The sequence below is a fragment of the Bacillus sp. S2(2024) genome (assembly GCF_050474045.1).
Taxonomy (GTDB): Bacteria; Bacillota; Bacilli; order Bacillales; family Bacillaceae_G; genus Bacillus_A; species Bacillus_A yunxiaonensis.
Genome location: NZ_JBFLUS010000003.1, coordinates 1,480,610 through 1,502,943, shown reverse-complemented (window position 1 = coordinate 1,502,943; position 22,334 = coordinate 1,480,610). Strand labels below are relative to the sequence as shown.

21 protein-coding genes are annotated in these 22,334 nt (G+C 34.6%); 5 read left to right on the top strand and 16 right to left on the bottom strand.

Annotation, left to right across the window (positions count from 1 at the left end):
* Positions 1-135: 135 nt before the first annotated feature.
* Together phaZ and AB1284_RS07500 are read right to left on the bottom strand one after the other, a co-directional pair.
* Positions 136-996: an intracellular short-chain-length polyhydroxyalkanoate depolymerase gene (gene phaZ / locus AB1284_RS07505; RefSeq protein WP_429750462.1), complete on the bottom strand. Its 861-nt coding sequence runs from the start codon at positions 994-996 to the stop codon at positions 136-138.
* Positions 997-1,261: 265 nt separating this feature from the next.
* On the bottom strand, positions 1,262-1,864 hold the full coding sequence (locus AB1284_RS07500; RefSeq protein ID WP_429754328.1) for a DedA family protein: 603 nt from the start codon (positions 1,862-1,864) through the stop codon (positions 1,262-1,264).
* A gap of 429 nt (positions 1,865-2,293) precedes the next feature.
* On the opposite strand from AB1284_RS07500, the gene AB1284_RS07495 reads away from it, so the two are divergent.
* The gene (locus AB1284_RS07495; RefSeq protein WP_429750464.1) at positions 2,294-3,589 is read left to right on the top strand and encodes an Nramp family divalent metal transporter; all 1,296 of its coding nucleotides are present in this window, start codon (positions 2,294-2,296) and stop codon (positions 3,587-3,589) included.
* 134 nt (positions 3,590-3,723) lie between these two features.
* Here the strand turns inward: AB1284_RS07495 and AB1284_RS07490 are convergent, their stop codons facing one another.
* The 7 genes from AB1284_RS07490 to AB1284_RS07460 all read right to left on the bottom strand — a co-directional run bounded on the left by AB1284_RS07490 (position 3,724) and on the right by AB1284_RS07460 (position 9,984).
* Positions 3,724-5,352: a peptide ABC transporter substrate-binding protein gene (locus tag AB1284_RS07490; protein ID WP_429750466.1), complete on the bottom strand. Its 1,629-nt coding sequence runs from the start codon at positions 5,350-5,352 to the stop codon at positions 3,724-3,726.
* Between the two features lie 152 nt (positions 5,353-5,504).
* A complete protein-coding gene (locus AB1284_RS07485) occupies positions 5,505-6,812 on the bottom strand; it encodes a bifunctional S-methyl-5'-thioadenosine deaminase/S-adenosylhomocysteine deaminase (RefSeq protein WP_429750467.1) in 1,308 nt (435 codons plus the stop codon).
* 101 nt (positions 6,813-6,913) lie between these two features.
* Positions 6,914-7,246 carry a YunG family protein gene (locus AB1284_RS07480; RefSeq protein WP_429754329.1) on the bottom strand — a complete coding sequence of 111 codons (333 nt, stop codon included), beginning with the start codon at positions 7,244-7,246 and terminating at the stop codon, positions 6,914-6,916.
* 70 nt (positions 7,247-7,316) lie between these two features.
* A complete protein-coding gene (locus AB1284_RS07475; RefSeq protein ID WP_429750469.1) occupies positions 7,317-7,763 on the bottom strand; it encodes a GNAT family N-acetyltransferase in 447 nt (148 codons plus the stop codon).
* Positions 7,764-8,096: 333 nt separating this feature from the next.
* Complete coding sequence (locus AB1284_RS07470; protein ID WP_176524649.1) at positions 8,097-8,315, bottom strand: helix-turn-helix domain-containing protein; 219 nt, start codon at positions 8,313-8,315, stop codon at positions 8,097-8,099.
* A gap of 10 nt (positions 8,316-8,325) precedes the next feature.
* Positions 8,326-8,805 carry a DUF2975 domain-containing protein gene (locus tag AB1284_RS07465; protein ID WP_028399940.1) on the bottom strand — a complete coding sequence of 160 codons (480 nt, stop codon included), beginning with the start codon at positions 8,803-8,805 and terminating at the stop codon, positions 8,326-8,328.
* A 255-nt stretch (positions 8,806-9,060) separates the two neighbouring features.
* The gene (locus tag AB1284_RS07460) at positions 9,061-9,984 is read right to left on the bottom strand and encodes an alpha/beta fold hydrolase (RefSeq protein ID WP_429750472.1); all 924 of its coding nucleotides are present in this window, start codon (positions 9,982-9,984) and stop codon (positions 9,061-9,063) included.
* A gap of 221 nt (positions 9,985-10,205) precedes the next feature.
* On the opposite strand from AB1284_RS07460, the gene AB1284_RS07455 reads away from it, so the two are divergent.
* The gene (locus AB1284_RS07455) at positions 10,206-10,967 is read left to right on the top strand and encodes a DODA-type extradiol aromatic ring-opening family dioxygenase (RefSeq protein WP_429750474.1); all 762 of its coding nucleotides are present in this window, start codon (positions 10,206-10,208) and stop codon (positions 10,965-10,967) included.
* A gap of 127 nt (positions 10,968-11,094) precedes the next feature.
* Here AB1284_RS07455 and AB1284_RS07450 read toward each other — a convergent pair whose 3' ends face one another.
* Positions 11,095-11,997: a GNAT family N-acetyltransferase gene (locus AB1284_RS07450; protein WP_429750476.1), complete on the bottom strand. Its 903-nt coding sequence runs from the start codon at positions 11,995-11,997 to the stop codon at positions 11,095-11,097.
* A 61-nt stretch (positions 11,998-12,058) separates the two neighbouring features.
* Entirely contained in the window at positions 12,059-12,772 is a 714-nt protein-coding gene (locus tag AB1284_RS07445; protein WP_429750478.1) for a DUF554 domain-containing protein, read from the bottom strand.
* 208 nt (positions 12,773-12,980) lie between these two features.
* Between AB1284_RS07445 and AB1284_RS07440 the strand changes: the two genes are divergently transcribed.
* Positions 12,981-14,114: a CapA family protein gene (locus tag AB1284_RS07440; RefSeq protein ID WP_429750480.1), complete on the top strand. Its 1,134-nt coding sequence runs from the start codon at positions 12,981-12,983 to the stop codon at positions 14,112-14,114.
* Between the two features lie 256 nt (positions 14,115-14,370).
* Here AB1284_RS07440 and AB1284_RS07435 read toward each other — a convergent pair whose 3' ends face one another.
* Both AB1284_RS07435 and AB1284_RS07430 read right to left on the bottom strand, forming a co-directional pair.
* A complete protein-coding gene (locus AB1284_RS07435) occupies positions 14,371-15,561 on the bottom strand; it encodes a GTP-binding protein (RefSeq protein WP_377884204.1) in 1,191 nt (396 codons plus the stop codon).
* Positions 15,562-15,589: 28 nt separating this feature from the next.
* The gene (locus tag AB1284_RS07430) at positions 15,590-16,777 is read right to left on the bottom strand and encodes an FAD/NAD(P)-binding protein (protein ID WP_429750482.1); all 1,188 of its coding nucleotides are present in this window, start codon (positions 16,775-16,777) and stop codon (positions 15,590-15,592) included.
* Between the two features lie 175 nt (positions 16,778-16,952).
* Here AB1284_RS07430 and msrA point away from each other — a divergent pair, with 175 nt between their 5' ends.
* Positions 16,953-17,489 (top strand): peptide-methionine (S)-S-oxide reductase MsrA, encoded by a 537-nt coding sequence (msrA, locus tag AB1284_RS07425; RefSeq protein ID WP_429750484.1) that lies wholly within the window; start codon positions 16,953-16,955, stop codon positions 17,487-17,489.
* A gap of 75 nt (positions 17,490-17,564) precedes the next feature.
* On the opposite strand, the gene speB is transcribed toward msrA, so the two are convergent.
* From speB to AB1284_RS07410, 3 genes are all read right to left on the bottom strand, one after another.
* A complete protein-coding gene (gene speB / locus AB1284_RS07420) occupies positions 17,565-18,506 on the bottom strand; it encodes an agmatinase (RefSeq protein WP_429750485.1) in 942 nt (313 codons plus the stop codon).
* 212 nt (positions 18,507-18,718) lie between these two features.
* On the bottom strand, positions 18,719-19,357 hold the full coding sequence (locus AB1284_RS07415; protein WP_429750487.1) for a FusB/FusC family EF-G-binding protein: 639 nt from the start codon (positions 19,355-19,357) through the stop codon (positions 18,719-18,721).
* A 144-nt stretch (positions 19,358-19,501) separates the two neighbouring features.
* Positions 19,502-19,765, bottom strand: a complete 264-nt coding sequence (locus AB1284_RS07410) for a CD3324 family protein (RefSeq protein ID WP_429750489.1) — start codon at positions 19,763-19,765, stop codon at positions 19,502-19,504.
* 481 nt (positions 19,766-20,246) lie between these two features.
* On the opposite strand from AB1284_RS07410, the gene AB1284_RS07405 reads away from it, so the two are divergent.
* The gene (locus tag AB1284_RS07405; RefSeq protein WP_429750491.1) at positions 20,247-21,881 is read left to right on the top strand and encodes a putative polysaccharide biosynthesis protein; all 1,635 of its coding nucleotides are present in this window, start codon (positions 20,247-20,249) and stop codon (positions 21,879-21,881) included.
* Positions 21,882-22,334 lie beyond the last annotated feature (453 nt).

Here is a 22,334-nt window from a genome sequence, read left to right as displayed (position 1 = left end):
AAAAACGTCTCCTATTTTTTGTTTGTGTAGCATTGAAATACAGTTGAACCAATCGGGCTTTTACGGGCAGTTATCCCCCAACTATCGCTTCACACTTGACGTGGGGATAAATCGCCAGATATGATAAAAAGTGTATTAATTTAGTAAAAAGTCATCTATATCTAACACTACCCTCTGTATGTCATCTACTAAAGGAGAATGGCCCGTATTTAGGACTTTATAAGTCAAATCAATGTCATGTTCCTTCATGTCATTAATAATTTCTAATGTCATCGATTCTGATGTCATAAGATCACTTTTTCCCCATAATACAAGTACTGGGGCAATAATATGATTTACTTCTCCTGTACCTTCAATAATCCCATTTGAAACCGAACTAATATTAAATCTATTGGCTGCATCAGCTACATCAATTATATTTTGTTGACGTAGTGCCCCCTCTAAATATTTCTCAAATCTTGCTTTTTCTGGTTTATTAACAGAATATACTAGTTGATTCATAGCTTCTTTAAAGAATATTTTTTCCCCATTAATTTGTGCATTTAACATGCTATTAATAATAGGATCGGAAGCAATTTCTGCTCTAGAATGAAGTCTTTCACCATTAGAATTATAAGCCGGATACCCGCGTGTTGACATAGAAGCCAGTAAAATTAGTTTTTTTACTTTGGAAGGGAAACTAGCTGCAAATTGCATTGCCACTCCACCGCCATTTGACCAACCTATTAAATGAAACGTTTTTAAATTTAATTTGTCACAGAACAACTTTATATCCATGGCAAAATCATTAAAAGTTTTTATAGATTTATTATAAGTAGATTTTCCGTAACCACGTAAATCAGGTGCATATATTGTATAATTAAGAGGTAAGTGCTCCATTAGTAAATCCCACTGATCTGAAGATGCTAAATTTCCATGAAGTAAAAGAAGAGTATTTTCTCCGCCATCCCTTTTTCTATAAAAAAGTGTCTCTCCATTACTCAATGTAATCTCCATATTATTCACTCCCCTATTTTCCCTTTAATATATTCTACTTTTTCTACAACTAACCTGCTGCGATAGTTCAATAAGAGAACTGAATTTTAGATAATTCCGGTTTATCTTTTTTATAAATAGTTCATCTCTGTTTTAAATCAATAGTTTGTGTGGTTACTTACAACTATAGTGAGGGTCGATTTTTTGTGTACCTATTAAAAAGGGCTGTCCCATAAGTCAGTGTAACTAACTTACGGGACAGCCCTTTTATATCATAAAAGTACGATTATGCTTTTGACACGTTCTTCTTCATAACCTTTCTAATTATATAGACGGCTAGTATGACAAGCGCGCCGATCATAATATACTTCACATACGGACCAGACACTTGATTAGCTTGTTCCCATCTGCTTCCTAATACATTACCTAAGTAAATAAAAAGCATACTCCATGGAACAATTGCAACCACTGTGTAAAGCGTGAACTTTGTTGCAGACATTTTTGCGATTCCTGCTGGAATAGAAATAGCATGTCTTACTACTGGAACAAATCTTGCAGAAAAAATCACACCTGATCCATATTGTTGGAACCATCTTTCAGCCACTTCTAAATGCTTAGGACGAATTAACAAATATTTTCCATATTTTAATAAAAAAGGCCGGCCAGCATAATATCCTAACCAGTATAGGAATAATTGAGCAATTGTGCCTCCAATCGTTCCTGCAAGAACAGCCCCCCAAAATGTCATCTGTCCTTGTGATACAAGAAATCCTGCGTAAGATAGAACAACTTCACTCGGAATCACCTCAATCATAAGTCCTAGCATGACACCACCATAACCAAGCTTAGCCAAAAACAAAGAAATTGCATGAATTGCTGCGTGCATTATCAAAACCTCCAAAAAATTACTGCCTTTGGACATTCTAACAATGAAAACTAAATAATAGATGAAAACAAGATTAAAATCACATTAGAAATGTAAAGTAATTTACATTTTCAAAATATACACTTTTCTATCTAACTCTTCTTGTCAAAGTTATCATTTTTACTATACACAAATACTCATTTCAAAACACCCTATTTATTTAATGTTTCATAAAGTGAAATCCCCATCAATGGAGGCTTACTGACCGCGAATAGTTGGATAAATACTTAACTTACAAATCCACTGTATGTATAAATAAACTAGCACAATTGTTTCCTAATGTAATATAATTTGCACAAAGGAAAAATTTATGTTCAAATAAAAGAAATATAATTTATGTATTTTAATTTAATAAAATAAATTGCGCCAAGATAACAAAAGGGGAAACAAAATATGACAGAAAGCATAAAAGAACGAGAACACCTTCCTCCAGAAAGTAAGACGATGCAATCAGCACAATTAGCTTTAAGTGGTGAAACAAAAGGACTGAAACGATTATTACCATTTTTGGGACCCGCTTTTATTGCATCTGTAGCTTATATTGATCCAGGTAACTTCGCTACGAATGTTGCAGCTGGATCTCAGTACGGTTATTTACTACTTTGGGTCATCCTTGTTTCAAATTTAATGGCTGTATTAATCCAATCCTTGTCAGCTAAATTAGGAATTGCAACTGGAAAAAACCTTCCGGAAGTTGCTCGGGAGCATTTTCCAAAGCCTGTTTCTATTGGTTTATGGATACAAGGTGAATTAGTAATTATGGCGACTGATCTCGCTGAATTTATCGGTGCTGCCTTAGGATTAAATTTACTATTTGGCATTCCACTATTGCCCTCAGCATTAATTACGGCAGTAGGCTCATTCATTATTCTAGAGTTTCAACGCAGAGGGGTTCGTCCGTTAGAAGCAGTCATTACTGGTATGGTCTTTATTGTCGTTATTGCTTTTGGCGTACAAGTATTTTATGCAAAGCCAGAATTAAGTCCTCTTCTATCGGGACTTTTCGTTCCTAAATTTCAAGGTGTAGATAGTATTTTACTTGCCGCAGGAATTTTAGGGGCAACGGTTATGCCACACGCAATTTATTTACATTCTGCTTTAACACAGCGCCGCGTTGTAGGAACGACAGATGAACAACGAAAAAAGATTTTCCGCTTTGAATTTATTGATATTGTAATTGCGATGGTTATTGCCGGAGTAATTAATGCAAGCATGTTAATTGTAGCAGCTGCTCTGTTCTTCAAACATGGCTTGCATATTGAAGACTTAGATGTTGCCTTTCACGGATTTGAACACTTAGTCGGACCAGCATCAGCAACTCTTTTCGGGATTGGTTTATTAGCTGCCGGCTTATCTAGTTCTTCCGTAGGTACGCTGTCCGGTGATATTATTATGCAAGGATTCGTCCGTATGCATATCCCTTTATATTTGCGACGATTTATTACAATGGTTCCGCCGCTTGTTATTATTGCATTAGGTGTGAATCCAACTCACGCCCTCGTAATGAGTCAAGTCATTTTATCATTTGGGATCGCATTTGCATTAGTTCCGCTCATTGTTTTCACAAGTAAAAAGAGCATTATGGGTGGTCTTGTCAATCATCGTGTTACAACAACACTTGCATGGTTGATTGCCGTATTAATTATCGCTTTAAATATATTTTTGTTGTATCAAACATTTGTTGGCTAATAAGAAAGAGAATGTCTTCTACAAATCTGAATGCATTAGATTTGTAAGACATTCTCTTTTTATTTTGCTATTTGTGAAATATAACAAAAAAGCGCTAAGACTTCCCAAAAGCTCTTAGCCCTTTTATATCCTACCTATTTCTCTTTTCGACTTATATAAGCATGTTTATACGTATAAACACCACCAAATTGATGCATTTCAATTCCTTTTACATATTCCTTTTGAAGGTATGCTGAACCAGTATGATAAAGCGGTGCAACAGCAGCGTCTTCTAATAATATTCTCTCTGCTTCTTGCATAGCTTTCCAGCGTTTTTGCTCTTCCAATACAAAATCATTTTTCGCACTATTTATAAGTTCATCATAATGCTGATTAGAATAGTTCATTTTATTATTTGGATTATCTGTCGTAAATAATTCTAAATAACTAATCGGATCTTTGTAATCCGGTCCCCATACAACCATCGATATATCATACTGTCCTGTTTGTTCAAGTTGTAATTTTTGTTTAAATGGTTGTGGTTTTATTTTTATTGTTAATCCTTGTAAATTCTTTTCAAGTTCTCCTTTTATATATTCCGCTGTCTGCTTCGCTTGATCCTGTTCGTACGTTAAAAATTCAAGTGTTATCCGTTCTACACCAAGCTCTATCTTCGCATCTTCCCAAAGATTCTTTGCCTTTTCAACATTATATACGGCAAGGTCACCGTTCTCTTTTCTGAAATCTTTTCCATCTTTTTCATTTTTGTATCCTTCTGGTATTAATCCTTGAGCTGCTGTTGCACCGTTGTTTAGAAAATGATTTACTACTGCTTCTTTATTTAAAGTCATAGAAATTGATTGTCGTAATTGTGTATTTGCTAGTGCAAAATTCTTTTGATTAAAACGTAACATAGCTATAGCAGGATCTTCCGTTGTATGAAAATCACTTTTCCCTTTATATTTATCAACAAACGAAGAATTAATTGGAGTACGATCGATACTACCAGTTTCATACAAATTAACAGCTGTTGCTGTATCTTTTACAATATGAAAATTAATTTCTTCTAACTTCACGTTATTTTTATCCCAATATGTATCATTTCTCTTCAACTTAAATTCTTGTTCATGTTTCCACTCCGATAATACAAATGGACCATTATAAATCATGTCTTCTGGTTCTAATCCATACTTACTTCCTTTTTCCTCAACAAACGATTTGTGCTGTGGTAAATAAATAGGAAGTGTCAGTAAATTAAGGAAGTAAGGAATCGGTGTCTCTAACTGTACCTCTAATGTAACATCGTCAATGGCTTTTACACCTAGTTGATCTACAGCTAAGGCTCCTTTATTTATTGCTTCTGCATTTTTTATATAAAATAACATGTATGCATATTGCGATACTGTTTGCGGGTTCACTGTACGCTGCCATGAATAAACAAAATCATTTGCTGTTACAGCATCCCCATTCGACCATTTTGCATCTTTACGTAAATGAAAGATATATGTTTTTCCATCTGTACTTTTTTCAAAAGATTTTGCAACACCAGGCACTGGATTATCTTTCTCATCAAGTACATATAATCCTTCAAATATATTTTGCATTACATGCGATGATGTACCGTTCATGGATTTTGCAGTATCTAAGGACGGAATTTCTTCTGATATCGTTACATTTAATACTTGTTTTTCACTTACTTCCTTCGGTTTACTCGAGTTATTACTACAAGCTGAAATCAATAAAGAGGTGGCAAGTATAACTCCCATCATTAGTTTTTCTTTCATAAATCGGCTCCTTTAATTAAATTACAAAACGTTATATATTATAACAGAATAATTATCTCAAAAGTGTTACATTTCACTGAATTTTTATTCTTTCAAATATAAACAAAAACGCTATCCTTTCATTTGATGAAAGGATAGCGTTCTCTTATTACTTACATATTCAATCCTTGTTTATAACGGCTTGCTTCAAAAATAATACGTTCTTCATCTAACGTTTTACACTCACCGTTCCAAACAATTTGTTTTCCATTAATAACAACATCTGAAACGTCTTTTCCGCTCGCTGCGTATACAAGATGTGACAATACTTCTTCTGCAGGTTGTAAATGCGGCTTATTAGATGGATCAATTGTAATAAAGTCAGCACACTTACCTACTTCTAGTGAACCTGTTTGGTTCATCCCGATTACCTCTGCCCCTACTTTTGTTGCTAATGTAAGAAGTGTTTCCACTGGTAATGTTGTCGCGTCTTTATGAACACCTTTTTGTAATAAAGTCGCAATGCGCATTTCTTCAAACATATCTAAATTGTTATTAGAAGCAACGCTATCTGTTGCAATTCCAACTTTTATGCCGCTCTCTAACATTGCTCGAATATCTGCTATACCCGATCCTAATTTTAAATTACTAATCGGATTATGAGCAACGCGAACATCGTTTTCCGCTAAAAAAGCGCGCTCATTATCATTCAGCACAACACCGTGAGCAATTACAGTCGGTCTCTTGAACAACCCACAATCTGCTACATACTCTACCGGACGTTTTCCATATTGCGCTTCAATATCCTGAACTTCACGATCTGTTTCGGAAAGATGAATATGAACCATCGTCTTATTTTCCACTGCAATTCGTGCGCACTCTTCTAACATTTCCGTAGAACATGCATATGGACTATGTGGAGCGACCATCGTCGTTAACATACCATCTTCATTGTAATAACGTTTCACATACTTCTCCGCTTCATGAATTGCTTTCTTTTCATCTTCTTTCGTTCCGAAGCTAAATAATGTTCGCGAAACAGCAGCACGCATTCCGCTTTTACGAACAGCTTCCATAATAGAGTACTGATCTACTCCGATTGGATTAAACATATCAGAAAATGACGTTGTTCCACTTTTTACCATTTCTAACAAACCAAGCTCTGTACTAGCAACAGCAAGCTCTGGCGTAAATTGGCTTTCAAGTGGCCAAATTCTCGTTTCAAGCCATGGTTTTAGGAGCATATCGTCACCAATTCCACGTAAAATACTCATTAAGACATGCGTATGCGTATTCACCAAACCAGGTAAGATCCACTTTCCATGAAGATCAATAACTTCATCCACTTGTTTCTCACTAGGTAATTCTCCTGATTGCACTTCTATAATTTGACCATCTTCTACAATGATATATCCGTTTTTCAATACTTCATTCTTTTCATTTAAAGTCACGATTGTGGCGCTTACATAAGCTGTTTTCAAAAATATTTCCCCTCTCGACTCTTTTTGATATTAACATTCCTTCTCAATAAGTTACTACGACTATAGTAACTTATTGATCAACAAGAGTCAAAAGATAATTATTACGAAATAACTTCCTTTATATGGATATAAACATTTTGTTTTAAAGTATTATATTGTGTCTTATTTGTATCTGCAAATGCTTCCTCTCTATTAGAAGGAACGTCCATATATATTATCTCTTCTAAAAATTGCGCTGCTGTGAAATCATATCTTTTCCCCTTAATAATGTTATAAAAGTGCCAGCCTTCCGAAACTTTTGTCTTCATGATTTCCCCTTCAAACAAATCATGGATTACTAATGCTGTTACACCGCATTGCCCTTTCGCTGGATTATCCGTGGTCCATTTTGAACTCGTCTCTATTGACCAAGATTGAAATAAAATATCTCTCATTTTTTCTATTTTCGTATACACCGCACTTAGCATCTCCTAACTAAATTCAAAATATCCAATGAGAATTAATTTACAAATCATACCGTAAAAGCGGCAGCATGCGATTTTTAAAAACAGTAGAAGGTATTTCTCCTATTTGTTTCGCTCCCATTTTTACGTAATACCCTTTTGCATTCGGATCACTATCAATCGTAAAACTCTTAATGTTTAATTCCACTGCTTTTTGAACAACACTTTCCCAAAGAATTCTTCCATAGCCTTTCCCTTTATACTTAGGATCTAAATATAGAAAATCAAGACTGTCTGCTTCTTTTCTTTGGAATGAAAAAAATCCGATTATTTCATGGTTTTCTTCTAAAATATACACATAATTATTCTTAATATATTGTTCCGTAATTGTTAAGTCTTCCTTACACGCTAATACAAATTCTTCGCTATAATTCCAAGTTGCTTTTGAGGATAATGCGAGGTTACTTAGCTCGTTTGCTTCTTTTAATAACGCTTCTCTAACAATCATTAATTTTTCTCCCTTTTCTCTTTTATGCACACAGAATATAAAATTCTTTTATTTCTGAATATTTATTATAACAATTGTTTTTTATCCTGAAAAAAGAAACCTCATCTTATTATGAAATGGCGGATATTTAAAAGGAGATACTGCAAATGAAGCTAACGGGTTCCCTTTTGAGGTGCAAGCATTGCAAATCACAGCACATTTTTTGTCACTAATATCAATGCAATTCTCAATGGAATTCTCTGAGTAAATAACATCAATAAACGCAAAGAAGGGATAGCCATTAAGCTATCCCTTAATTTCTCTGTCGACTTCCGGTAGTTTTGTTGTCTGTTTTTATAGAGTATCTTCGTCGCTTTTGTACTCCAAAATATCACCCGGCTGACAATTCAAAGTCTTACATATCGCTTCTAATGTTGAAAAACGAACCGCTTTTGCTTTCCCATTTTTCAGAATGGAAAGATTCGCCATAGTAATTCCAACCCTCTCCGAAAGCTCCGTTACGCTCATTTTTCGTTTTGCTAACATCACATCAATATTAATAATAATTGTCATATCCTCCACCTCAGACTGTCAAATCATTTTCTGATTTTATGTTAATCGCTTCTTGTAGAAGCCGTTGGAGGATAGCAGCAAAAACGGCGATAACCAACGAAGCAAAAATGATGATGAGTCCCATTAATGCAATAGGAGGGTCAACTTTCTTCGCTATAAAATGAAAGAGTGGCAAACCTAATACATACAAACCACTGATTGTAATCGCACAGCACTTTATGTTCTTTAACGCCTTTACAGATAATTCCGAGAACGCTGTGTTCTCGTCAATGTACCGTAAAAGATTGAAAGCCTGATAGAGAGCAAAGTAAAAAGGCACAGCCGCTCCATACATCACGATGAAAACGAGATATTTCATTGGGGCAATATTTGGATACAATTTTGCTGCGAAATTCGCCATATGGGGCACTAAAAATATACATAAAGCAAGAACCGGTAGTCCTATAATAAAAACAGCTATTTTTAAAAACAATGTTGTGACTTCTCTCAAAATAAACACCTCACTTATTTAATAACAACATGATTTTAGCATACTATTTATCGTTTTACAATAAATTCGTATTGTTTTTCATTATGTTATTATTGTTATTGAAATATCCTTTTAATTTTGACAAAAATAAAAAGCATTTCTCATTACAAAGAAATGCTCTTACTTTAAAATGTTAAATTTAGTTGCTATTGATAAATTCAAACCGGTTAAACTTTATTTTAAAGATACGTCTATATAAAAAGAGAGGCTTTCACCTTACACAATATACTCGTTTAACCATGAAATCACATCTTGAAATACTTCCTGTCTGTTCACTTCGTGGAACATTTCATGCCTTCCATTCTCATATAAACGAATTGTTACATCTTTAACACCGCATTTTTTATACATATCATATACTTCTTGTACACCCTTTCCCATGTTTCCAACCGGGTCACGGTCTCCAGAAAAAATATAAATGGGAAGCTCTTTTGGTGTTTTCTTATATTCTTCAAGTTTATTTACCAACAGTACACCGTTAAATAATTCACGATAAAAGCTCGTTGTACAAATAAATCCACATTGTGAATCTTCTATGTATCTATCAACTTGATTCGTATCCGAAGACAGCCAATCAAACTTCGTACGGTTTGGCTTAAAGTGTGAGTTAAAATTACCAAATGACAAGAAGTTCAGCATTGGACTTTTCTTTTTTGCACCGCGAAGTTTCATTTCAATTGTTGCGACTTTATGACCAACCACTCCTAATAATCCTGGATTCCCACCTGTTCCTGAAATAAGAAATCCATTATATAACTCACCGCGGAGCTGCACAGCACGTCTTGATATGAAAGATCCCATACTATGCCCTAATAAGAAAAGTGGACAGATGTGTTCCTTACGAATAAGCTCTGAAACGAAGATTACGTCAGAGATAGCTTGATTCCAGCCTATATTCGGCTCAAAATGACCATAATCTTCTTCCTGCTTTACTGTTTTTCCATGCCCGCGATGATCATGAGCATATACCCCGTATCCAGCTTCCAATAACGCTTCAATACATTCTGTGTATGCACCAACATGTTCCGCCATACCATGCGCAATTTGAACAATCCCACGAGGCTCACTTTCTGGTAACCATTGACGTAAATAAATTTCCGACCCATCCGACGTCATAACGAAGCCTTCTTGTCTATTCATATTTGACTCCCCCAACCCTATAATCTATTTCACAGCAATATGAATCTATACCCCTATAAAATGAACCACTATTCATTTTTCTTACTATAAATTATATGTAAAAGCTTTCCTTTTTACAAATTATGATATTTTAATTCCTGCCACTTCATTCTTGACGAAATTAATTTAAAGTTGTATAGTTACTTACATAAAGTAATTTAATTATTGGAGGTAAAATAATTATGATGCCATCATTATTTTTAGCACATGGTTCTCCTATGTTAGCCATTGAAGATACCGACTATACAAAATTTTTAAAAACACTTGGTAACACATATAAACCAAAAGCAATTGTCATTTTTACAGCTCATTGGGAAAGTGAAATTTTAACTATTTCTTCTTCAGACAATGCATATGAAACGATTTATGATTTTGGTGGCTTTCCTCCTGAATTATACGAAATAAAATATACTGCAAAAGGGTCATCCGTCCTTGCAACAATGCTAGAAGAGAAATTTAAAAACCGAGGTATTGCCGTTCAAAAAGATACAACGCGCGGATTAGATCATGGCTCTTGGACACTTCTACACCGTATGTATCCGCAAGCTGATGTACCTGTCGTTCAAATTTCAGTAAATCCTTTCCTTCCTGCAAAAGAGCAATATGAAATCGGAAAAGCCATTCAGGAACTTGGAAAAGAAGATATTTTAGTCATTGGCAGTGGTGTTACAGTGCACAATTTACGAATGTTGAAATGGGAACAAACTACGCCTGAACCATGGGCTGTTGAATTTGACGAATGGCTCATTGATCAAATTCAGAATAACAATATCGACGCCCTATTCAACTGGGAAACTGAAGCTCCTCATGCACGTTTAGCTGTTCCGAGAGCAGAACACTTTGTTTCTCTTTTCATTGCAATGGGAAGCGGCACTGCAGAACCAAAAGTAGTTCATCGTAGCTATGAATATGGAACTTTAAGCTATCTTTGTTTACAATTTTAATTCTTAACATTATAGAGATATTAATGGGGAAAAAGTCCAGTAATTCAACGCTGGACTTTTCTTTGTTCCCCTTTATCAAAACAAACTTACTCTATACTTTCATTGAAGCTATTTTCACATCTATTTATCACTCGTTAATGCGGGATAAATATTGAACCATAAACACTTGCTCATTTGCAACTGTGAATCCCGCTTCTTTTAAAATACGAACAACCATCTCATTGGAAGCAGGTAAATTCATTGTCATTCTTTTTATTTGATCTTGTAAAGGGGAAAATATTTCACTTAATCCGAATCGAACAATATCCTCTTGATCTAGACGCTTTGTATCTACATAACTTTGATACAATACAGTCGCCTGTTGTTTTCCTGTCTCATCAAGTACTTTTTTATAGAGAAAATACGCTAATTCCTCATTTGTATTATCATACACAGTTAATAATTCCCCATCTTTTCTTACACTCATCCATTCCGTCTGCCAAGGTTTTATCTCTTCATTTGATATTTGAATAGTATGTATATCCTGTGCTGTACCTCTTTTTACATGATATGTATTACTCTTTTGCAACTGAAAAGCATTATCTTCTAGTTTTTCTGTATGCTGTAACATCAAAAGTTGATCAACTACTTCATACCCCATCTTTTTATAAAGATGAATAGCTGCATCATTTTTACTAATTGCCTCAAGTGTCGCGATATCTACTCCTTCTTTTTTATACAGCTCTAAAGAAGCTCTTACTAACTCTCTCCCTACCCCTCGATTACGAAATTGAGAAACAACGCCTGTTCCGCCATTCCACGCAATTTTTTTACCATGCATCATTCTAATTCCATTTAAAATAATGCCAACCGGCTTACCGTTATGAAATGCTACAAGCGAAAAAGATGGGGACAATTCCTCCAGTGTCATTCTTGCTAAAAAAGCATCCATTGTCATTTTAATTTCTATGAAATATCCTTCGAATCCAGCGTTCCACAAATCTGTAGCCTCTTCGAATGATAATGCCCCTAACGATTTTATTTCATACATCTCATCCCAACTCCCTTCCCTAAATAACTATTACCACACCAAAGCATCTTCCTGCTTTTTATTAAAAATAATGTGTATACCCATACATGATAGAAACAAGAACAGCCGTTACAAGTATACCCGGCAATAAATTTGCTACCTTAATTTTAATAATCTCAAGTAAGTTTAATCCAATAGCAAAAATCATGATTCCGCCTGTTGCCGTCATTTCTACAATAAAATTATTCATTAAAGTTTCTGGTACAAAACGATCAATTTGCGTAGCAAAAATAGCAATCAATCCTTCATATAAAATAACGGGAACAGCTGAAAATAATACACCCATTCCTAGCGTAGTCGTTAAAATAAGTGAAATAAAACCGTCTATAATCGCTTTCGTATATAAAACATCATGATTTCCACGAATGCCACTATCTAAAGCACCAATAATCCCCATTGCTCCCATTACAAATATTAATGTTGCAGTTACAAACCCTAGCGATATACTCCCTTTTCCACCTGATCCTATCTTTTTCTCTAGCCAATCTCCTAAATTTTTTAATTTCTCTTCTAACATAAGCAATTCTCCGATTACCGCTCCAACGACAAGACTTAAAATGACAATTAAAAAGTTTTCACTTTTTAACCCCATTTGCAAACCAAGCACAGTTACTGCTAAACCAATTGCATGCATAACAGTCGATTTTACATTTTCCGAAATGCCACTAAAAATTCTGCCTAATAATGTCCCTGCAATAATACATAGTCCATTTACTAAAGCCCCAAGTAAAACCATTCTCTCCCACCTATTCTTTCTATATATAAAATTATAAGTAAAATTATAGACTATTTTTTTAAAATTTAATATTTTCATTTCACATGTTGTTCTAATGAAGCTACTCATGTTACCTTGTTATTTAAAATCATTATAAGTATATATCAGAATATAATTCCAAATTAACATTTAAGATATTTATTTTATTAACTCGTAAGGAAGGGTTTTTATGAAAATTCAAAAAGGAACATTACTAAAACGTACCGTACTGTTAGCCATACTTTTTACCCCTATAATCTTATTGATCAACTATGCGCTAAATTCAGAAACGAAAAATGAACAAAACACAAAAGTAAAAAATAAGCAAACAGAAAAGGCAAAAGGAAAAGAACCAACAAAAAAACTGAAAGAAGATCCTGAAATTACCCTTACATTCTCGGGTGATACAATGTTTGATTGGCAACTACGCCCTGTTATTCAAAGTAAAGGTGCTGATTATCCATTTCAGCATGTAAAACCGGAAATAGAAAAAGCGGACTACTCATTTGTAAATCTAGAATCTGCGTTTACAACTCGCGAGAAAAAATATCCTGGCCAACTATTTTGGATTAAAAGTGATCCCTCCACATTACAAGCTATTAAAAATACAGGGTATGATATTGTTAATATCGGAAATAACCATACACTCGATTATTACCAAGACGGCTTATTGGATACAATTTCCCATGTAGAAAAAATAGGCCTTCCCTATATCGGTGCAGGCAAAAATGCATCAGATGCGTATACAGCAAGGGAAGTTACAATTAAAGGTAAAAAATTCAAGTTTATCTCATTTGTTCGTTTTATGCCTGATTCTGCATGGGTAGCTACAAATGATAAACCTGGTATTGCAAATGGTTACGATTTAAACCTAGTCACAAAAACAATTAAAGAACAAAAGAAAGATGCCGATTATATGATTGTGTATATGCATTGGGGTGTCGAAAAAACAAATCGTCCAGCTGACTATCAAAAAGAATATGTACAAAAAATGGTAGAAGCAGGTGCAAATGCAATTGTCGGAAGCCATCCGCACTGGTTACAAGGCTTTGAATATTACAACAAAGTTCCTGTTGCATACTCACTTGGAAACTTCCTCTTCCCTGATTATGTAACAGGACATAGTGCAGAAACTGGTGTACTAACAATTAAGTTTAAAGGAAAAAACGTACAAATGTCATTTAATCCTTATATGATTCGTAATAACCAAATTACACCGCTTCAAGATACCGAAAAACAAAACATGCTGCAATATTTACAGTCTATTTCTAATAATGTACAAATCGATAAAGATGGAAACATTATTAATAAACGGACACAATAATAGGGCAGAATAACATGCTACAAAATAAAGAGGAAACCTTTTAAGGCTTCCTCTTTATTTTGCATATAAACATTTATAAAAAGATTACTTGATAATCAGTGGGGGTTTTCTTTATCCCCCACCTATCTTCTTCGCTTTCCTCTGAATCTTGAGGTGGGAGTCATACTGCCCGGGAGAAATCAGCTGCAACAAATCGTACCATACCTTCAACAAAACGAAGATTTTCATACGCTTATTCCATTACCATTTTTTCAATTTACATCTCCCATTGAAATGGATCTGTTAAGGTACTCCAATCAGATTCAAATTCTTCTATTGTTAATAAACATTTATCTAATTCCGCTGTAATTTGCTGTGGGTTTAAATCTGTTCCAATAAAAACAAGTTTTGTAATCCGGTCTCCATATTCAACATCCCACTCATCTAATAAGTGCGGGTTTTCTATTAAAATTTGTTTCCTCTGTATTTCAGGTAAAGAGGCTACCCAGTATGATACGGGTTCAATTGAAACAGACGGTCCAGCTTGTGACATAAGCAAGGCCATATTATTTCTTGTTGCACACCATGCAATTCCTTTTGCTCGTACAATATGGTTTGGCATTGCATGTATCCATCGATAGAAGCGTTCTGAATGAAATGGCAACTTTCTTTTATATACGAAAGAAGAAATATTATATTCTTCTGTTTCAGGTGTATGATGCTGGTGTCCGGATGTAAGTTCTTTAATCCATCCTGCTGAAGCTTGTGCCTTTTCAAAATCAAATAAATTTGTATGTAACACTTCCTTAGGATTAAAATTCCCTTTTATTGTGCGAATCAATTTTGCATCTGGTTGTAGTTTTTTAAGAACCCTTTCTAACTTGTCTAACTCTTCTTCTGCTACTAAATCACACTTATTTAGTATTAACACATCACAAAATTCAATTTGATCAATTAATAAATCTGCTATCTCCCTTGTATCTAGGTCACTTACTGCTTCTTTCCGATCTAATAAGCTTTCTCCTGAATGAAAATCCTGCCAAAATCGATTTGCATCAACAACTGTTACCATCGTATCCAATTGACAAAAACGTGTTAAATCTATCCCTAATTCTTCATCTATATAAGAAAACGTTTGTGCTACTGGAATTGGTTCACTAATACCAGTAGATTCAATCACAATATAATCAATATTCCCTTCCTTTGAAATTCTTTCTACTTCCCATAATAAATCTTCACGTAGCGTACAGCATATACATCCATTAGACATTTCAACGAGCTTTTCTTCTACCCTTGATAATCCGCCGCTTTGTTGTACTAACTCTGCATCAATATTAATCTCACTCATGTCATTTACTATGACAGCAACTCTTAAACCTTCTTTATTTTGCAATATATGATTTAAAATCGTTGTTTTACCTGCTCCTAAATAGCCACTAAGTACAGTTACTGGTATCTTTTTGTTCATATAAGCACCTCTTCGATAATAGTAATCATTACGATTTATTCTTTATACTACTAATAATTTTTTCTGCAGCTTTTCTAGCACCGGCAATATTTCTCGACACAGGCCCAACTTCTAATTCTGCTAAAGCTCCTGCAACATATAAACCTGGTGCCCATTCTAAAGATTTCGTGATAATTGGATATCCACATGCAGCACAACTTAAATCTTCTTGCTCAATTAAAGAAGATAGCCACTCTTGACCTGGTAAAGTATTTTGAAATCCAGTTGCAAGTAGTATACTTTTTACATTCAATTTGTCGTCTGATTGTTTTAAATCTAAACATATGTGATTTTCATTTAAATTTATGGAAAATGAATCTACCTCACCATCCATAATGCAGAGCTTTTCCTTTTTTTGAAGCTGTCGTAACGTCTGATACAGATTGTTTGGTATAGATCCTTTATGACGAGCTTGCTGAATTTCTTTCCTGCGTTTGTTAAAGTCTTCTATCTTATGAAAAGCGTTTATATTTTTAGGTCCTAACCAACCAGGATCACTATCGAAATCATAGATACGAAAAGGATGCCTCTTTAATAAGATTACCTTCCCAGGAAAACGCCTACTTAATGTAATTGATAAATGAGCAGCAGTTATTCCTCCACCGATGATAAGAAATGGTGGTTCGAATAAATCCAACTCTTGTGAATTTTTATCATAAATATGAGCTACATGATTTGGATAAACATCTTGAATATGCTTTGCCCATTCTGGCAGAAATGGCTGTTCATTGACACCAATTGCAATGACTACATGCTTTGCAGTTCTAGCAGTCCCATCTTCTGTTGTTACAGTCCATCCATTACCTGTTTTCATAATATGATTTACTCTTCCTTGATTCCAACAATCATTCAATTCAATTTCATTGAATATACTTTGACAATGCGCGTTAAATAATTGTAAAGAAGGTCGTTTATATGATCCATAAAAATGATTGTACTCCCCACGACTTCCAGCAAATTTTTGTAAATGAAACGGTTCAGGCTCGATATGATGTACAGATGGTGAACGAAGAAATTCCATCCCAATCCTATTTGCCATACAACTCCAACTATGGAGTGGTTTAGAATGCGAATCAATAATGCATAACTGTTTTTTTGTTGTCTTATTGCTTTTCAATAAGAAAGTGGCTACTGTACAACCTTGTATACCGCCACCGATAATAATCCAATCTAACAAGAAGTTTTTCTCCTCTCTACCATAAATCGTAATCATTCCTATTTAAGAAATAATAATAGGAACATAATATAAAAGTCAATGATTTTTTCGCCTTTCTTCCAGACTTTTCCCTTGCTATCACAAACAACATATACGATACTATATAAAACATATCAATTTAGGGGGATTACACGCGATGGAAGAAAAACAATATGAACTTGCAACTTTTGCTGGTGGTTGCTTTTGGTGTATGGTAAAGCCATTTGATGAACTGCCTGGTATACATAAAGTTCTTTCAGGTTATGCAGGAGGACATGTTGAAAATCCAACATATGAAGATGTAAAATCTGGGGAATCTGGACATTTAGAAGTTGTTCAAATTACATTTGATCCTACTATATTTCCTTATCAAAAGTTATTAGATTTATATTGGCCGCAAATTGATCCAACTGATGATGGCGGACAGTTTTTTGACCGTGGTCCATCTTATCGTACAGCAATTTTTTATCACAACGACACACAAAAAGAGCTTGCTGAAAAATCAAAACAAGCATTAGCAGAAAGCGGTATGTTTAAAGATCCCATTGTAACAGAAATTCGCCCAGCTGCTCCATTTTACGAAGCAGAAGAATACCATCAACATTTTTATAAAAAGAATCCAGAGAAATATGCCCAGGAACGGAAAGAGTCTGGTCGTGAAGACTTTATCAAGGAAAATTGGCAGAAAAAATAATTAATAGACATTTTTTAAGACTGATGAAAAGTTGTTTCATCAGTCTTTTTATATTTCAATATAATAATCACCCTCTTACTTATCTTCATTTTTCATCTGTAAAGCAATTAAGCTAGCAAAATCATGCACAAGTGTTGCTGCTAAAAGAGAAGTAATTTGAGCTTGATCATATGGCGGCAATACTTCTACTAAGTCGAAACCGATATAATTAAATCCACTTAATGAACGCACCATGTTTAATGTCTCGCGACTGTTAAATCCCCCCACTTCTAACGTACCTGTACCAGGTGCACAAGATGGATCTACAAAATCAATATCAAATGTTAAGAAACATGGTGTATCACCAATCGTTGCTCGCATTTGCTCAAGAACGCTTTCAAAACCACGATCACATAATTCAGCTGTTGTAATGACGTTATACCCTAAATCATTACTAGCTTCTATATCACCAGGATGATTTAATGTTCCACGGATACCAATTTGGAATACTTTTTCAGGTTGTAGTAACCCTTCTTCATGTGCACGAATAAATGGGGAACCGTGCCAATATTTCTCTTCGTAATATGTATCCCATGTGTCTGTATGGGAGTCGAAATGAATCATTGCAACAGGTCCATGAACTTTCGCTGCTGCACGAAGACTTGCTAATGTAACTGAATGATCCCCTCCAAGACCTATCGGGATAATTCCTTGTTGCATTAATCCAAGAACAGTTTCTTCAATTACATCATAGCTACGATGAATATTGTGCGGGATTACAGACACATCACCAATATCAATTGCATTTGTATCATCAAACGGATAAACATGGTGAATCGGATGATATGGGAACAAAGTCATAGACGCTTGACGAATTGCTTGCGGAGCAAAACGCGCACCAACGCGAAAAGAAGCAGCCGTATCAAACGGCATTCCTAGAATTGCAATCTTTGCTTGTTCATTACTTGATGGTAATCTCATAAATGAACCTGTCGTACAAAACTCTGGTTTTACATCTGGCGTTAGTGGATATTTCATACGTCATTTCCCCTTTATCAACATAATTTTCACATTCAAAAAACTTTCCTGAATCTTTTTTATTAAAATGCAAAAATCATGCCATGCAAAAAATGATCCTTTCCCCACTGTCCATCTTTTTTCATCTATGCAAAATTGAATAAATTATGCCATATAGCATGAAAAGGATGATAAAAGATCACCCTTTTCTGTACTTATTTTTTTACTATAAGTTATTTTCTCAATCTCTCAATAAAATCATATAACTTATCCAGTGAAGTCATATTCTGATTACACGCTACGCTATCTTGGCAAATGTAGTTTCCTTTTTGAACAAAAGTACCTGGTACATCCCCTTTTATTTCAACTAGAAACATACCTACTTCTTCATGGCCATGGCACAATGCACAAATACCTTTTTTGTTTATACTTTGGAATGTGCCTTGTAAACCAACAAACTTATTTTTATTCTTTGCTATAATAAACTTTCTACTTGTGCCTTTATCAATCCAACCTAGATAAGACATCTCTTTCATATTTATTCCTTCCATTTCAGGAAGCTTCAATTTTTTAGCTTTAGGAAATAATTTTTTTAACGTTTGCGGCGTAACTTTCTGAAACGGAATGACATACGGATTTAACTTGAATAAAAACGCTTCTGCGTCCTCCCTATTTCTAACCGTCAAAATCATATCAATTAATTCTTTTTGGTCATCAGTAAGATTTTCAAAAACATCTAACACTTTTTCTATCGCAAGAGACTTTAGAGCGGCAATAACGCCTCTATCGTTTGCTGTTGCATGTCCATTCACTAGAATATGAGCTTGTGATTTTATAAAATTATATTGATCACTTCTAATAAAAGCTTCCATTTTTATCACTCCATACAAATTGTTTATCTATTTTATATTTTATACAATGCATGTTCTTTATAAAATGCATTGTATAATTTAGAAACAAACTTTACACAAAAAAGCACTAATTATTATTTATACAATAATTAGTGCTTACAATTTCTATTTTGAATACACTATTTTTTTTATCGTTTCAACAGCAAGAAAATATTCTTCTGCTAATTGATGAATGGATACTCCATCTTTAAAAGCATGTTTAATTGCCTGATTTCGATCATCAAGTTGCTTTCTTCCGCCAGAGCGCGTGCCCCACTTATGATGAGCATTTTCTGGTTTTGGAATATAAATTGTTTCTCCTTGCACATACTTTTGAATTTCTATAATTAACTTTTCAGGTAAAACAGTCGCTGCTTTTACATATTTCATTTCCGCTCGCCCCTTATTTTTTATGTTTCATCTAAATAAGGTGCAAAGCCAACTATAGGAGAAATGATACAATTCCATTTAGGCGATTGTATGTTAGATTATTTGTCTACCTCATGCAAAGTATCGCCTTTTCCATAATTGGCTTTGCATGAGACGCTGCAGTATCTGACAATTTTATTGTAATCGCCATATCAACACCTCCTAATATTCCTTTCGATTCAATCCTATTATATGACAAATTCTCCCTACTTGCATCTTCATGCCTTTTTAAAAATTGTATTATTAAGAAGCGTTTAAGCCAAAATTAAAAAAGATGATCCTACTTTTTATAAAATTGGAACTTCCTACTAAAATCCCACAAACAAACACACTTTGTAAAAATACTGTAATAATTATTTTAGTATTTTACTTTATAAAATACCAAGACAAGTTTATAGTAGAAAAAGATGATTCTTAAGCAACATGAGTAGGAGGAAGTATTTTGTCTACTTCAAAAGTATTAAAAGGCACTGCCTTACTAAGCGGCGCCACAATGATTTCACGTATTTTAGGTTTTATTTATTTCTTCCCATTTCAAGCTTTAGTTGGGAGTGATGGAGTTGCTTTATATTCTTATGCATACTCCTGGTATGGAATTTTATTAAGCTTTTCAACAGCAGGTATCCCTATCGCCGTTTCAAAATTTGTTGCCAAATATAACGCTTTAGGAGATTACAACACAAGTAAAAAATTATATAATTCAAGCTTAAAAGTAATGCTGGTTATGGGATTCCTTGGTTTCTTAATTTTATTTTTCGGGGCACCTTATGTATCCGAATTAATTATTCGCTCTAAAACACCAGATCCTGGATTCGTTGCGGATGTAACACTAACAATGCGGGCGCTAAGTTTTGCACTTATTATCGTGCCAGCAATGAGCGTGACACGCGGTTATTTCCAAGGTTTTCAGCATATGAAACCAAGTGCTGTTTCACAAGTTGTAGAACAAATTGCTCGCGTTATATTTATTTTAGTTGGAAGCTTTATCGTTTCTAAACTATTAGGCGGATCAGTTGCATCTTCTGTAGCAGTCGCAACATTTGGCGCTGTTATTGGAGCAATTGCCAGTGTCTCCATGCTTGTTATGTATTGGAAAAAGTACAATGGACTACGCGCGCCAGAAGGTGAACGAAAAGTGCGCTCTTCTTCGATTCCCTTAACAAAGATGTATATGGAACTACTTCGCTATGCGATTCCAATTGTTTTTGTCGGTATTGCCATTCCACTTTATACATTAGTGGATCAATATACGGTTGCCGATGCACTGCAAGCAATAGGCACACCACTAACTAAAGCAAATGCTGTTTTTGCTTACATTACGAACTATGCTCAAAAACTTATTATGATACCAGCATCACTGGCAACAGGATTTTCGCTCTCAATCATCCCGGCAATTACACAGTCATTTACGGGTGGAAAATTAGATGAATTGCAAAATCAAATTGAAAAGATATTTACAATATTATTATTTTTCACAATTCCAGCATCATTTGGACTTGCTAGCATCGCTTACGATGCATTTCGCATGGTTTATTTTGATCACAATACAGCATTAGACGGATCACAATATTTGATCTCATTTGCACCATCTGCTGTAATGAGCGCCATTTTCACCGTATCAGCAGCTATCTTACAGGGTATTGATTATCAGCGTAAAACGATGATTGCTTTTACTGCAGGGATCATTGTAAAAGTTCTTGTCAATACACCACTTCTATATGCACTAGGTGGACACGGTGCTGTATTAGGAACTATACTTGGTTACCTCGTTTCTGATGTAATCATGTTATACTGCATTGTGAAATATACAAAGTTTAACATTATAGAAACTGGTAAAACCGTATTACTTATTACAATATACTCTGCAGCAATGTCTGCTGTAGTAGTTGGGGCAAAAACGTTATTGAAATGGTTAATTCCAGGACAAACATATATAGAGTCTTTAATAATTGTAGTCGTATGCGGTGCCCTTGGCGGACTTGTTTACTTCGCTTTTGTATTTACAAGCGGGCTTGCTTCTGACATTCTTGGTGATCGTATCAATCGTCTGCCGTTGTTGAAGAAATTAAAACGATAAGCATTGAAAAGGTGTAACTTACATTTGAAGTTACACCTTTTTTATTAAAATAAAGTAACTACCATTTTAGAAAGTAATATAATATGTACGATATTTATTTAAAATACAGTTGAACAACTTATTTTCTTACATTACACTAACGTAGTAGGTTAGTTATAGTAAATACTTATCTAAAAGACATCTTTTCTTCCCCCCTAAATATAACCAATAATTGATTGTGAAATTATTCAGTAATAGTATGTCAACTACCCACCACTTAAACGCTAACACGTTTTGAAGTGGGGGCTTGAAAAAGCCCTGGTTGTCTAGCCTCGGTCTTTCGTGGACTCCGTTCGTAGGTTGCATACCCAAGAATGATTCCCTAGTTCTTGGCTCTATGGTGGCTCTGTAACAGTTCTGATTGGGAAGGAACGGTCAACCACAAGCCTTCTTATATAAGAAGTTGCCAACACC

Excerpts from the sequence above, each read along its gene's own strand:
- phaZ (WP_429750462.1), bottom strand. The coding sequence starts at position 996 with ATGGAGATTACATTGAGTAATGGAGAGACACTTTTTTATAGAAAAAGG.
- AB1284_RS07495 (WP_429750464.1), top strand. The coding sequence starts at position 2,294 with ATGACAGAAAGCATAAAAGAACGAGAACACCTTCCTCCAGAAAGTAAG.
- AB1284_RS07490 (WP_429750466.1), bottom strand. The coding sequence starts at position 5,352 with ATGAAAGAAAAACTAATGATGGGAGTTATACTTGCCACCTCTTTATTG.
- AB1284_RS07480 (WP_429754329.1), bottom strand. The coding sequence starts at position 7,246 with ATGAGAGATATTTTATTTCAATCTTGGTCAATAGAGACGAGTTCAAAA.
- AB1284_RS07475 (WP_429750469.1), bottom strand. The coding sequence starts at position 7,763 with ATGATTGTTAGAGAAGCGTTATTAAAAGAAGCAAACGAGCTAAGTAAC.
- AB1284_RS07470 (WP_176524649.1), bottom strand. The coding sequence starts at position 8,315 with ATGACAATTATTATTAATATTGATGTGATGTTAGCAAAACGAAAAATG.
- AB1284_RS07460 (WP_429750472.1), bottom strand. The coding sequence starts at position 9,984 with ATGAATAGACAAGAAGGCTTCGTTATGACGTCGGATGGGTCGGAAATT.
- AB1284_RS07455 (WP_429750474.1), top strand. The coding sequence starts at position 10,206 with ATGATGCCATCATTATTTTTAGCACATGGTTCTCCTATGTTAGCCATT.
- AB1284_RS07450 (WP_429750476.1), bottom strand. The coding sequence starts at position 11,997 with ATGTATGAAATAAAATCGTTAGGGGCATTATCATTCGAAGAGGCTACA.
- AB1284_RS07445 (WP_429750478.1), bottom strand. The coding sequence starts at position 12,772 with ATGGTTTTACTTGGGGCTTTAGTAAATGGACTATGTATTATTGCAGGG.
- AB1284_RS07440 (WP_429750480.1), top strand. The coding sequence starts at position 12,981 with ATGAAAATTCAAAAAGGAACATTACTAAAACGTACCGTACTGTTAGCC.
- AB1284_RS07435 (WP_377884204.1), bottom strand. The coding sequence starts at position 15,561 with ATGAACAAAAAGATACCAGTAACTGTACTTAGTGGCTATTTAGGAGCA.
- msrA (WP_429750484.1), top strand. The coding sequence starts at position 16,953 with ATGGAAGAAAAACAATATGAACTTGCAACTTTTGCTGGTGGTTGCTTT.
- speB (WP_429750485.1), bottom strand. The coding sequence starts at position 18,506 with ATGAAATATCCACTAACGCCAGATGTAAAACCAGAGTTTTGTACGACA.
- AB1284_RS07415 (WP_429750487.1), bottom strand. The coding sequence starts at position 19,357 with ATGGAAGCTTTTATTAGAAGTGATCAATATAATTTTATAAAATCACAA.
- AB1284_RS07410 (WP_429750489.1), bottom strand. The coding sequence starts at position 19,765 with ATGAAATATGTAAAAGCAGCGACTGTTTTACCTGAAAAGTTAATTATA.